Origin of the sequence: Methylobacterium sp. CCH7-A2, from assembly GCF_001557075.1 — a bacterium.
GTDB classification, from domain to species: domain Bacteria; phylum Pseudomonadota; class Alphaproteobacteria; order Rhizobiales; family Beijerinckiaceae; genus Allobosea; species Allobosea massiliensis.
This window is the reverse complement of record NZ_LSKN01000059.1, coordinates 18,607-29,546: the sequence shown is the minus strand read 5'-3', so window position 1 is coordinate 29,546 and position 10,940 is coordinate 18,607. Positions and strand designations below refer to the sequence as shown.

13 protein-coding genes are annotated in these 10,940 nt (G+C 67.3%); 3 read left to right on the top strand and 10 right to left on the bottom strand.

All coding sequences use genetic code 11. The features are described from left to right. The coding region (locus AX750_RS04155; protein WP_245282302.1) for an ELM1/GtrOC1 family putative glycosyltransferase at positions 1 to 654 on the bottom strand (654 nt) is incomplete at its 3' end. 99 nt (positions 655 to 753) lie between these two features. On the opposite strand from AX750_RS04155, the gene AX750_RS04150 reads away from it, so the two are divergent. Then, complete coding sequence (locus AX750_RS04150) at positions 754 to 1,218, top strand: Lrp/AsnC family transcriptional regulator (RefSeq protein WP_066715903.1); 465 nt, start codon at positions 754 to 756, stop codon at positions 1,216 to 1,218. A gap of 21 nt (positions 1,219 to 1,239) precedes the next feature. Here the strand turns inward: AX750_RS04150 and AX750_RS04145 are convergent, their stop codons facing one another. The 3 genes from AX750_RS04145 to carB all read right to left on the bottom strand — a co-directional run bounded on the left by AX750_RS04145 (position 1,240) and on the right by carB (position 5,746). Then, positions 1,240 to 1,734 carry a hypothetical protein gene (locus AX750_RS04145; RefSeq protein WP_066715901.1) on the bottom strand — a complete coding sequence of 165 codons (495 nt, stop codon included), beginning with the start codon at positions 1,732 to 1,734 and terminating at the stop codon, positions 1,240 to 1,242. Positions 1,735 to 1,806: 72 nt separating this feature from the next. Next, the gene (gene greA / locus AX750_RS04140; protein WP_066715899.1) at positions 1,807 to 2,283 is read right to left on the bottom strand and encodes a transcription elongation factor GreA; all 477 of its coding nucleotides are present in this window, start codon (positions 2,281 to 2,283) and stop codon (positions 1,807 to 1,809) included. A 100-nt stretch (positions 2,284 to 2,383) separates the two neighbouring features. Continuing rightward, positions 2,384 to 5,746: a carbamoyl-phosphate synthase large subunit gene (gene carB / locus AX750_RS04135; protein ID WP_066715898.1), complete on the bottom strand. Its 3,363-nt coding sequence runs from the start codon at positions 5,744 to 5,746 to the stop codon at positions 2,384 to 2,386. A 219-nt stretch (positions 5,747 to 5,965) separates the two neighbouring features. Here carB and AX750_RS04130 point away from each other — a divergent pair, with 219 nt between their 5' ends. Further along, on the top strand, positions 5,966 to 6,370 hold the full coding sequence (locus tag AX750_RS04130) for a GtrA family protein (RefSeq protein ID WP_066715896.1): 405 nt from the start codon (positions 5,966 to 5,968) through the stop codon (positions 6,368 to 6,370). 12 nt (positions 6,371 to 6,382) lie between these two features. Here AX750_RS04130 and AX750_RS04125 read toward each other — a convergent pair whose 3' ends face one another. The 4 genes from AX750_RS04125 to AX750_RS04110 form a co-directional block, all read right to left on the bottom strand. After that, positions 6,383 to 7,078, bottom strand: coding sequence for an aspartate/glutamate racemase family protein (locus AX750_RS04125; RefSeq protein ID WP_066715895.1), 696 nt, complete (start codon positions 7,076 to 7,078; stop codon positions 6,383 to 6,385). 39 nt (positions 7,079 to 7,117) lie between these two features. Continuing rightward, complete coding sequence (locus tag AX750_RS04120; protein ID WP_066715894.1) at positions 7,118 to 7,810, bottom strand: class I SAM-dependent methyltransferase; 693 nt, start codon at positions 7,808 to 7,810, stop codon at positions 7,118 to 7,120. Positions 7,811 to 7,901: 91 nt separating this feature from the next. Beyond that, positions 7,902 to 8,153 (bottom strand): hypothetical protein, encoded by a 252-nt coding sequence (locus AX750_RS04115; RefSeq protein WP_068075403.1) that lies wholly within the window; start codon positions 8,151 to 8,153, stop codon positions 7,902 to 7,904. A 74-nt stretch (positions 8,154 to 8,227) separates the two neighbouring features. Further along, complete coding sequence (locus AX750_RS04110) at positions 8,228 to 8,491, bottom strand: PilZ domain-containing protein (protein WP_066715890.1); 264 nt, start codon at positions 8,489 to 8,491, stop codon at positions 8,228 to 8,230. Between the two features lie 139 nt (positions 8,492 to 8,630). Between AX750_RS04110 and AX750_RS04105 the strand changes: the two genes are divergently transcribed. Then, positions 8,631 to 9,884 (top strand): cyclopropane-fatty-acyl-phospholipid synthase family protein, encoded by a 1,254-nt coding sequence (locus tag AX750_RS04105; protein WP_066715888.1) that lies wholly within the window; start codon positions 8,631 to 8,633, stop codon positions 9,882 to 9,884. A gap of 7 nt (positions 9,885 to 9,891) precedes the next feature. Here AX750_RS04105 and AX750_RS04100 read toward each other — a convergent pair whose 3' ends face one another. After that, positions 9,892 to 10,413, bottom strand: coding sequence for a GNAT family N-acetyltransferase (locus tag AX750_RS04100; RefSeq protein ID WP_066715885.1), 522 nt, complete (start codon positions 10,411 to 10,413; stop codon positions 9,892 to 9,894). Positions 10,414 to 10,460: 47 nt separating this feature from the next. Further along, the gene (locus AX750_RS04095) at positions 10,461 to 10,889 is read right to left on the bottom strand and encodes a group III truncated hemoglobin (RefSeq protein WP_066715884.1); all 429 of its coding nucleotides are present in this window, start codon (positions 10,887 to 10,889) and stop codon (positions 10,461 to 10,463) included. Between the last annotated feature and the right edge of the window lie 51 nt (positions 10,890 to 10,940).

The following is a 10,940-nucleotide window of genomic DNA, read 5'->3' as shown; positions in this document are numbered from 1 at the left end:
GGCGAACACCGCCGCGACGGCGGCGTCGAGCGCCGGCGGCGTGCGGCGCGAGCGCGAGCCCATCAGCGCGACACCGGAGCTTGCGAGCGCATCGAGCCCCTCGGCGAAGCGGGTAATGTCCTCGGGCGTGAAGCGGTGATGGCGGCTATCGCCGCCAACGAGGACCGTGGCACGGGGCGCTGGGAGGGCGACGATGGCGGCGGGTGGGTTGCGGCGTGCCGCTGCGAGCCGCTGCGGCGCCAGCCCGTGGGGGGAGGTCGTCGTGACCAGGACGTTCTCGTCACGCAGGCGGTCATGCTCGGCGACCCACATAAAGTCGGCCGAGCCCGCGCCCGTGCGCGGGTCCTTGAGGATAACGGTGAAGGTGGCGCCGTTCGAGGCCTTCTTCACCGCCCGGACATAGGCGATCGCCCGGCGCCCCGAGGCGATGACGATGTCCGGGAAGGGCGGGCGGATCGGGCTGCCAGGGCGGTCCGGCGCCTCGCGCGGGTCGATCGGGCCGCGCGGCATCAGCCAGGCAAAGGGCCTGCGCGGCGCCACCCTGCGGATCTCCGGGACGACGCCCAGCCGCTCGGCGACGCCTCGGCATTGCACCTCGTCGCCGGCCTTGCCGTCGGTCAGGACCCAGACGGTCGGGATGGGTTCGGCGGTCACGTCGGCTCCTCGGTCGGGCGGTGCGGCTCGTTGCGGCACGCGCCTTGTATCGCCAAGACGCTGCGTCTACACCAGCGCAACCTTCTTCCGGGACCCCTCGTGCGCTCCAGACTCGACGATATCGACCTCGCGATCCTGCGCGAATTGCAGGCGAACGGGCGGATGACCAATGTCGAGCTGGCGAGCCGCGTCGGCATCTCCCCACCGCCCTGCCTGCGGCGCGTGCGGGCGCTCGAGGAGGCGGGGCTGATCACCGGCTACCGGGCCCAGCTCGACGAGCGCAAGCTCGGGCTGGAGGTGGTGTGCTTCGCCTTCGTGCATCTGGCGAGCCAGGCCGAGGCCGATCTCGCCGCGTTCCAGGACCACATCCGTGTCTGGCCGGCGGTGCGCGAATGCTGGAAGCTCTCCGGCGACATCGACTTCATGCTGAAATGCGTCGCGCCGGACCTGAAGGCCTTTCAGGATTTCGTCGGCGAGCTGACCGCGCTGCCGAACGTCCGCAACGTCCGCACGGCGCTGGCCTTCGACCGGGTCAAAGACGAGCCGATCGTTCCGTTCGGGTGAGGCGCGTCTGCGGCGAATCGGTCAGCCGCCGAGATAGCGCCTGATCCAGAGCGCGTTGTTCTCGATCAGCGCGGCGACGCGGCGCTGGTCGACATCGGGCCGGTACCAGGCGCCGCCGGAATCGGAACCGAGATTCGACAGGATGCTCCACTGCCCGAGAACCTCGCCGCGCGGGCCGGTCAGCACATAGTCGGCATCGAAATTGTCGAGGCTCGCGCCGCCGTCGCTCGGCTTGCCGCCGCCACCGCCTCCGGCCCAGCTCGCCAGCCAGACGCCCTTGACGGCGACCGACAGGGTCGGCCCGCCGCGGCGGATCATCGGGGCGAGCGTCGTCGCGAGTTGCCGTTCGAGCGCGCGCCGGATCTCCTCGGCGCGCGGGCCCCAGCCTTGCGCCGCGAGGCGGGAGGTGTCGACGCGGATGGCGCCGATGGTGCGGGCCTGAGCCAGTGCCGGAACGGACAGGGTCAGTGCCGCGCCGGCCGCAGCCTGCAGGAGGAATGAGCGGCGTGTCGTCATGTCGGAAGCTCCCTCGGGACCAGCCTCCGATGTGGCGTCGCGACGTCGCGATGCCAAGTCCGGAAGGCGCGCCTAGCGAAAGTCGACGCTGACGACTTCGTAGGACTTGCCGCCGCCGGGCGTGTTGACCTGCACCGAGTCGCCGACCTTCTTGCCGATCAGCGCGCGCGCGATCGGCGAGCCGATCGAGACCTTGCCGGACTTCACATCCGATTCCGGCTCGCCGACGATCTGGTAGCTCTTCTCTTCCTCGGTATCGTCGTCGATCAGCTTGACGGTGGCGCCGAACTTGATCGTGTCGCTGCCGGCGAGCTTGGAAACATCGATGATGTCGGCCCGGCCGATCAGCGATTCCAGCTCCTGGATGCGGCCCTCGTTGAGGGACTGCGCTTCCTTGGCGGCGTGATACTCGGCGTTCTCGGAGAGGTCACCGAGCGCGCGCGCCTCGGAAATCGCCTCGATGATGCGCTGGCGCTGGACCTGCTGCCGATCCTTGAGCTCGGCCTCCAGAGCGGCGAAGCCGCCGGGGGTCATCGGAACCTTTTCCATCGTCTCGTCCCATCATCCGAAAGCGGGTGCCCGCCGGCGGCATCCCGGCCGCCTGCGCCCCGCTTCCTGTCGTTTGTAAAACTTCGTCGGCGCCCCGCCCTCAGGCAGCGTTCACGAAGTAGGATTGCAGCGACCTGACTTCGAGATCGCCGCTGCAGTAGGCCTTGATGCCTTCCGCCGCCGCGATCGCTCCGGCCAAGGTGGTATAATAGGGAACCTTGTGCAAGAGGGCCGTTCGGCGGAGCGAACGGGAATCCGCCAGGGCCTGCGGGCCGTCGGTGGTGTTGAAGACGAGCTGGATTTCGCCGTTCTTGATCGCGTCGACGACGTGCGGCCGGCCTTCCAGCACCTTGTTGATCTTGGCGGCCGGGATGCCCTCCTCCTGGAGCAGGCGCAGGGTGCCGCCGGTCGCCAGCACGCGGAAGCCGAGATCGGCCAGCATGCGGACGCTCTCGACGATGCGCGGCTTGTCCTCGTCGCGCACCGAGACGAAGACCGTGCCCTTGACCGGCACCTTGGAGCCGGCGCCGAGCTGGCTCTTGGCGAAGGCGATGTCGAAGGAGCGGTCGAGGCCGATGACCTCGCCGGTCGAGCGCATTTCCGGCCCGAGCAGCACGTCGACCCCCGGGAAGCGCGCGAAGGGGAAGACGGCCTCCTTGACGCCGACATGCTTCAGCGTCTGCGGCTTCAGGCCGAAGCCGGCGAGGCTCTCGCCGGCCATGATGCGCGCGGCGACCTTGGCGACCGGCACGCCGATGACCTTGGCGACGAACGGCACCGTGCGCGAGGCGCGCGGATTGACCTCGAGCACATAGATCTCGCCGTCCTTGATCGCGTACTGGACGTTCATCAGCCCGCCGACATCGAGCGCCAGCGCCATGGCGCGGGTCTGCCGCTCCAGCTCGGCGACGGTCGCAGGCGAGAGCGAGCGCGGCGGCAGCGAGCAGGCGGAATCGCCGGAATGGATGCCGGCTTCCTCGATATGCTCCATGATGCCGGCGATGAACGCATCCTTGCCGTCGGCGAGGCAGTCGACGTCGACCTCGATCGCATCGGACAGATAGCGGTCGAACAGCAGCGGGTTCTTGCCCAGCACCGTGTTAATCTGGCCGGTCTTGTCGTTCGGGTACTTGGCCTTGACCTCGGAGGGGATCAGCGAGGGCAGGGTGCCGAGCAGATAGTCCTCGAACATCGCCTCGTCGCGGATGATCGCCATGGCGCGGCCGCCGAGCACATAGGACGGGCGCACGACGAAGGGCAGGCCGAGCTCGGCGCCGATCATGCGGGCCTGTTCTACCGAATAGGCGATGCCGTTCTTGGGCTGCTTGAGCTGGAGCTTGTCGAGCAGGCGCTTGAAGCGGTCGCGGTCTTCGGCGAGGTCGATCGCGTCGGGCGAGGTGCCGAGGATCGGGATGCCGGCCTCCTCCAGGGCGTTGGCCAGCTTCAGCGGGGTCTGCCCGCCGAACTGGACGATGACGCCGTGCAGCGTGCCCTTCTGCTTCTCGGTCTCGAGGATCTCGAGCACATCCTCGGCGGTCAGGGGCTCGAAATAGAGCCGGTCCGAGGTGTCGTAGTCGGTCGAGACCGTCTCCGGATTGCAGTTGACCATGATGGTCTCATAGCCCGCATCCTTCAGCGCGTAGCAGGCATGGCAGCAGCAATAGTCGAACTCGATGCCCTGGCCGATGCGGTTGGGGCCGCCGCCGAGAATGACGACCTTCTTGCGGTCGGAGGGCTTGGCCTCGTCGGCCGCCTGCCCGGCGAAGGGCATGGCATAGGTCGAGTACATATAGGCCGTCGGCGAGGCGAACTCGGCCGCGCAGGTGTCGATGCGCTTGTAGACCGGGCGCACGGCGAGCGAACGCCGCAGGGCCTTGACCTCGGCCTCGGTCTTGCCGGCGACGGCGGCGAGCCGCTTGTCGGAGAAGCCCATCGCCTTGACCTGCCGGAAGGCACCCGGCGTCTGCGGCAGGCCGAACTGGCGGATCTTCTCCTCGGTGTCGACGATGCCGCGCATCTGCTCGAGGAACCAGGGGTCGATCTTGCAGCTCTCATGGATCTGCGCGTCGGTGAAGCCGAGCCGCATCGCCTGGGCGACCTGGAGGATGCGGTCGGGCGTCGGCGTCGAGAGCGCGGCCTTGATCGCGTTCTTGTCGTCGCCCTTGCCGAGCCCCTCGACCTCGATCTCGTCGAGGCCGTCGAGCCCGGTCTCCAGCGAGCGCAGCGCCTTCTGCAGGCTTTCCTGGAAGGTGCGGCCGATCGCCATCGCCTCGCCGACGGACTTCATCGCGGTCGTCAGCGTCGGCTCGGCGCCGGGGAACTTCTCGAAGGCGAAGCGCGGGATCTTGGTGACGACGTAGTCGATCGTCGGCTCGAAGGAGGCCGGCGTCGCGCCGCCAGTGATGTCGTTCTCGATCTCGTCCAGCGTGTAGCCGACCGCCAGACGCGCCGCGACCTTGGCGATCGGGAAACCGGTCGCCTTGGAGGCGAGCGCCGAGGAGCGCGAGACGCGCGGGTTCATCTCGATGACGATCATGCGGCCGGTCTCGAGATCGACCGCGAACTGCACGTTCGAGCCGCCGGTCTCGACGCCGATCTCGCGCAGCACCGCCAGTGAGGCGTCGCGCATGATCTGGTATTCCTTGTCGGTCAGCGTCAGCGCCGGCGCCACCGTGATCGAATCGCCGGTGTGGACGCCCATCGGGTCGAGGTTCTCGATCGAGCAGACGATGATGCAGTTGTCCTTTTTGTCGCGGACCACCTCCATCTCGTATTCCTTCCAGCCGAGCACGCTCTCCTCGATGAGGATCTCGCTGGTCGGGGAGGCGTCGAAGCCGCGCTCGCAGATCTCGATGAACTCGCCCTTGTTATAGGCGATGCCGCCGCCGGTGCCGCCCATGGTGAAGGAGGGGCGGATGATCGCCGGCAGGCCGATGTCGTCCAGCGCTTCGAGCGCCTGGCCGAGATTCTTGACGTGGTGCGAGCGCGGCGTGGAGAGACCGATCTTGGTCATCGCCTCGCGAAAGAGCTCGCGGTCCTCGGCCTTGTCGATCGCCTCGGCAGTGGCGCCGATCATCTCGACGTCGAACTGCTCCAGCACGCTGATCTTGCTGCCGTCGGGCTGAGGAATCGTCTTCTTGTTGAGCGAGAGGGCGCAGTTCAGCGCGGTCTGGCCACCCATGGTCGGCAGCAGAGCGAAGCCGCCGGGGAGCACGTTGCGCTCCTTCTCGATGATCTTGGCGACGATCTCGGGCGTGATCGGCTCGACATAGGTCGCATCCGCCAGCTCGGGATCGGTCATGATCGTGGCCGGGTTCGAATTGACCAGGACGATGCGGTAGCCCTCGGCCTTCAGCGTCTTCACCGCCTGGGTGCCGGAATAGTCGAACTCGCAGGCTTGCCCGATGATGATGGGGCCGGCGCCGATGATCAGGATGGTCTTGATGTCTGTGCGCTTGGGCATGGGGCTCGACTTCGTCTTGAGGCAGGCGCGCGCACTCGCTGCCGTCCGATCGCGAGAGCGGGCCGGTGCGAGCGCCTGAGATGAATGCTAGGCGCTCGCTATAGAGGGGAGGAGCGGCGCAGGGAAGCGGAAAGCGTCAGGCGCGGCTCGCGGCGCACAGGCCGTGATGGGCGAGTGGCCGTTCAGGCTTCGTTGGGGCAAAGCCTGTAAGGAGGCGCCATGCCGCTGCGCCGCTATCCCCGTCAGACCCGCCAGCTCCTGGCCTATGTGTTCGCCGGAGGCCTCACCGCCGTGGCGCATTACGGCGTGCTGGTCGGGCTGGTCGAACTCGCGCGGGTCGATCCGGTGCCGGCGACGCTGGCCGGGTTCGTGGTCGGGGCGGTCGTCTCGTATGCCCTCAACCGCTGGATGACCTTCGAGGCGACCCGCAGCCATGCGCAGGCGAGCTGGCGCTTCGGGCTGATCGCCGTCGGCGGGTTCGGGCTGACGTGGATGCTGATGCATCTCTTCGTGACGCGGCTCGGCCTGCCCTATCTGCCGATGCAGTTCGTCACCACGGGCTTCGTGATGGTGTTCTCGTTCCTGGGGCACAAATTCTTCAGTTTCGCCGATCGGGCGGGGTGATGGATCGCGGCATCATCGCGACAGGTCGTGCAGGGACCGACGTCCGGCAGCGAGATCAGCCAGCAGCGCGACATGGAAGTCGAGGGCGTCGATGACGGGATAACCGGTATCCTGCCCGTCGAACGCCAGGTTGAGGTCGGTTCCCGCCAGAACGATCGCGTCGGCGCCCGCCGCGATCATGCGTTTCCCGGCCTCGAGGAACAATGCCCGTTGCTCCGGAGTGCAGGCACCGGCGACAGCCATGTCCTGGTAGCTTTGCCCGAGGCGATCGATCTCGTCGTCCAGCACGATCGCCCCGGTGTCGACGAGCTGGCCGTAAAGCCGCGTCCGCATGACCACCCGCGTTCCCAGTAGCCCGATCCGTTTGATGTTCCTCTCGGCAAAAAACGCATCGAGCGGCGCAACGGCGGAGACGATCGGCAGGGGCGAGAGCGCCACCAGTTCATCCAGGCAGAAATGCGCACCCAGCGAGGATAGGGCCACGCAATCGCATCCCGCATGGTCCAGGCGTTCGACCAGGGGAAGGAAGGCTTTTGCCTGCTCGGCCCTCCGATCAGCGAGATTGTTGCGGATCAGCTCCTGGATCTCACCGTGAACGATGGTGAGATCGAGCTTTGATACGCCGCGTTCGGCCGCCGCCGCTACGAGGCGCTGGTAGTAGACCACCGTCGCCGCGACACCGATGCCGCCGATCAAGCCGATATGCATGGGACGTCTCCTCGGGACTGTTCCGGCGGTACTCCGGCCTCAACCCGCCTTGCGCCCCACCAGCGTCAGCCGATGCGGGTTATGGCCGAAGTTCTTCGCTGGGCTCACATCCGCGAAGCCGGCGGCCGCGATCAGGCCCGTGATCTCGTCGATGCGATAAGTCGAGAGACCGTATTGCGCCCGCAGTTTGCGGTAGTCCGACAAGGCGGTGCGGACAAGGCCGGCCAGAGCGGCGGTCAGGAAGCCGCCACGCCAGGCGAAGGCGAGAAGCTGCGAGGCGTCGGTCAGCGGGCTGACATCGGGCGGGATGATGTCGGCGACGACGAGTTTGCCGCCCGGCCTCAGCTTGCCGTGCCAGATGGCGAGCAGGGCGACGAGTTCGTCGCGCGAGAGGTACTGGATCAGCGAATTGGCGACGACGAGATCCAGCGTCTCGGCAGGCAGAGCCTCGACCTCCTCGGGGGCGACCACCGCGACATTCGCCTTGCCGCCCAGCATGGCGCGCAGCTTGTCACGCACGCTGGGTGCCGCCTCGCAGAGATAGAGCTTGCCGCAATGGCCGGCGACGCGGCCGGCGTCGAGCGCCTCGCCGCAGCCATGGTCTAGCACGACGGCGTCGGGCGTGGGGATATGGCCGATCAGGTCGGTCGCGATCTGGCGGTAATGCAGGGCCTTGTGGCGGGGCGAGACATAGATCGCGTGGTCGCCGTTCCAGAAATCGCGCCAGGACATGCTTCGCCGTTCCGTCAGGATGCGCGGCTGCCTCCGCGCGAACGGCGAGCACTATGCCGCCGGTGACCGGCTTAGCAAGCGCAGGGAGATCTCACAGCGGCGCGACGACGCGCTCCTCATGGGCCTCGATGAAGGTCAGCGCGGCGCCACGGAACATCGTCCAGGCCGGAACCGCCTGTTCGGCAACATGACCGCGGACGTCGTGGCGCAGAATCTCAGGATCGGCGACGTCCCGCGACAGGATGTCGTCGGGATCGATTCGTGCCGAGCGACACAGCGCACGTGCGATCCGGGTGATGCGGTCGTCGTCCATCAGGGTTCCATCGGGCGGCAGAGGCGTCATCGAGCCCTCTAACGCGGGAGGTGATCGTCGGTTCCCTGACGGGTCGCGATGCTGACGGCGCGTTGCGAGGCTGCTCATGTCGCGTCGCTCTCGGCCGCGAAGCGAATGCCGATCTCGCCCTGCCGGATCCAGACGATGGTGGCGCGCTTCGAGACCTCCATCACCTCGTCCTGCAGATGCAGTTCGAGCGGCAGCGGGCGGTCGCTTTGCGGCTTCAGCCGCGCGCCCGTCGCCGAGAGGTCGAGGATGCGACAATCCACCAGGAAACGCTGCGAGCGGTCGAAGAGCTTCGCCATGCGCAGATGCGAACGCCAGCGCTTCGCACATCGCTTGTCCATTCCGTTTCATCTGCTCCCTGCCTCGGCGGGAGCATCATGCGGGGCCAGGATGGAGCGGGGCTGACGCTGCTGTCGTGTTGCCGGGTGTTTCCCGAAAAGCTTCGACATGCTCTAAATCGCGGCGGGGTGAGGGCTGCGAATGTTGCTGCTACCGCGTTTGCTGAAGAATTTCGTCAGGATGGGGCGCCTGACGGTGATCACGCCGGATGGACGAAACCATGTCTTCGGGCCGGGGCCGGGCGAGATGCGCTTTGCCGGTGTGGTGAAGACGGCGCCCGCCGTGACGGTGCGTTTCCATGACGACCGGATCGAGCGCGAGCTCTTTCTCAATCCCGAACTCGCTCTGGCCGAAGGCTACATGGACGGGCGGATCGACTTCGAGGAGGGCTCGATCCACGACCTGCTGACGTTGTTCTGGCTGCAGCGCAAGGAGCTGCGCAAGCACCCGATCCAGAAGCTGATCCGCTCGGTGCGCTTCAGGATCCGGCGGTTCCGGATGCACAACCCGCTCGGCGTCGCCGGCAAGAAGGTCAAGCACCACTACGATATCCCGACCGATTTCTATCGGCTCTGGCTCGATGAGACGATGACCTATTCCTGCGCCTACTGGCATTCGCCGGAGGTCGGGCTGGAGAACGCGCAGAAGGCGAAGCTCCGCCACATTGCCGCCAAGCTGAAGATCGAACCGGGGATGACGGTCCTCGATATCGGCTCGGGCTGGGGGGAGCTGGCGATCTATCTGGCGAAGGCCTGCGGCGCGACGGTCACCGGCCTCAACGTCTCGCCCGACCAGATGGCGGCTGCCCAGAAGCGGGCCGAGGCGGCCGGCGTCGGCGACACTGTCACCTTCGTCAACAAGGACTATCGCGAGCTTGGCGGGACCTTCGACCGCGTCGTCTCGGTCGGCATGATGGAGCATGTCGGCGTCGCGCATTATCTCGAATACTTCGAAAAGATCCGCGACCTGCTGACGCCGGACGGGATCGCGCTGGTCCATTGCATCGGCCGCGTCGGCCCGCCGGGCTTCACGGGTCCGTTCTTCGACAAGTACATCTTCCCCGGCGGCTATGCGCCGGCGCTGTCGGAGGTGTTCGCGGCGGTGGAGCAGACCGGGCTCTGGCATTCCGACTGCGAGTTCTGGCGGCGCCACTATCACTGGACGCTGGAGGCCTGGCGCGAGCGCTTCATGGCCCAGCGGCCGCAGGTGGTCGCGATGATGGGCGAACGCTTCGCGCGGATGTGGGAGTTCTATCTCTGCGCCTGCTCGATCTCCTTCGACATTGGCGGCGACATGGTGTTCCAGCTCCTGCTCGGGCCTCACAAAAGCGCCGTGCCGGTGATCCGGGACTATATCCAGGACGACGAGAAGGCGCTGGCGGCGCGCGGATTCTGAACGGCGCTCACGCGTCGGCCGCAAAATCCAGCACGATCAGCGCCTCGTCGACGAAGACGCCATCGACGAGCAGTGCCTTGTCCTCCCGCCCGTAGTGCCGGAATCCGAGACTCGCATAGAGCCGCAGCGCCGGCGCATTGGCGACGCCCACGGCGGCCTGCAGCAGCACGACATGGGCGCGCGCATGGTCGATGACGGCCTTGACCAGTGCGCGGCCAAGGCCATGGCCGCGATGGGCCGGCGCGACATGGACGCCGACGAGCAGGCCCTTGTGACGGGATTTGATCGAGCCGTCGGGAATGATGAAGCCGGCCGTTCCGACGAGATCGTCTCCAACAAAGGCGCCGAAGACGCAGTTCAATGGCCCGCCATCGAGGCGCTTCGCTGTCATCTCGAGGCTGCGCGCGGCCTCGTCCTCATGGCTCGCCCCGAAGGCCTCGGGGTGCTCGCGCAGGGCCTGGAGGCGGAGCGGGCGATAGGCGGCGGCGTCGGCTGCGGTGAGGGGGCGCATAAGGGGCGGCGCATCCATGCCGTTATCCCATCACGGTGAGCGTCGTCGCGGCAAGGCTCTGTGTCTCAGACCCCGCTGTGGCGCGGGCGGGCGATCGCTCCCGTGACCGTCGCCCGGCCTATCTCGAAGGAGTCGGCGATGCGCCGGGCGCGGATGATGAACGCGTCGGCGACGTCCGGCTCGCCGCAGATGTCCGCCGCCGTCTCCTCGAACAGGCTGAGCCAGCGGTCGAAATGCTCAGGCTCCAGTGGCAGGATCAGATGCGGGCGCATCGGCCGGCCATGATAGCGCCCGGTGCGCAGCATCACCGAACTCCAGAAATCGGCGATGTTGGCGATGTGCTCGTCCCAGTCCGCGACGGCGCCCATGAAGATCGGCCCGATCAGCGCGTCTTCGCGGGCCTTCGCGTAGAAGCGCGCGACGAGCGCCGCGATCATCGCCTCGGTGATGGCGGGGTGGGCGGCGCCGGGCCGGGTGAGGGGATTGTCGGTCATGGGGGCTCGCGGCTGACGGTCAGGCCGGGTGTCTATCGCATCGGGACAACC

Bases quoted from the DNA above. Each gene is read 5' to 3' on its own strand.
- AX750_RS04145 (WP_066715901.1), bottom strand. From the start codon at position 1,734: ATGACGACACGCCGCTCATTCCTCCTGCAGGCTGCGGCCGGCGCGGCA.
- greA (WP_066715899.1), bottom strand. From the start codon at position 2,283: ATGGAAAAGGTTCCGATGACCCCCGGCGGCTTCGCCGCTCTGGAGGCC.
- carB (WP_066715898.1), bottom strand. From the start codon at position 5,746: ATGCCCAAGCGCACAGACATCAAGACCATCCTGATCATCGGCGCCGGC.
- AX750_RS04130 (WP_066715896.1), top strand. From the start codon at position 5,966: ATGCCGCTGCGCCGCTATCCCCGTCAGACCCGCCAGCTCCTGGCCTAT.
- AX750_RS04125 (WP_066715895.1), bottom strand. From the start codon at position 7,078: ATGCATATCGGCTTGATCGGCGGCATCGGTGTCGCGGCGACGGTGGTC.
- AX750_RS04120 (WP_066715894.1), bottom strand. From the start codon at position 7,810: ATGTCCTGGCGCGATTTCTGGAACGGCGACCACGCGATCTATGTCTCG.
- AX750_RS04115 (WP_068075403.1), bottom strand. From the start codon at position 8,153: ATGACGCCTCTGCCGCCCGATGGAACCCTGATGGACGACGACCGCATC.
- AX750_RS04110 (WP_066715890.1), bottom strand. From the start codon at position 8,491: ATGGACAAGCGATGTGCGAAGCGCTGGCGTTCGCATCTGCGCATGGCG.
- AX750_RS04105 (WP_066715888.1), top strand. From the start codon at position 8,631: ATGTTGCTGCTACCGCGTTTGCTGAAGAATTTCGTCAGGATGGGGCGC.
- AX750_RS04100 (WP_066715885.1), bottom strand. From the start codon at position 10,413: ATGGATGCGCCGCCCCTTATGCGCCCCCTCACCGCAGCCGACGCCGCC.
- AX750_RS04095 (WP_066715884.1), bottom strand. From the start codon at position 10,889: ATGACCGACAATCCCCTCACCCGGCCCGGCGCCGCCCACCCCGCCATC.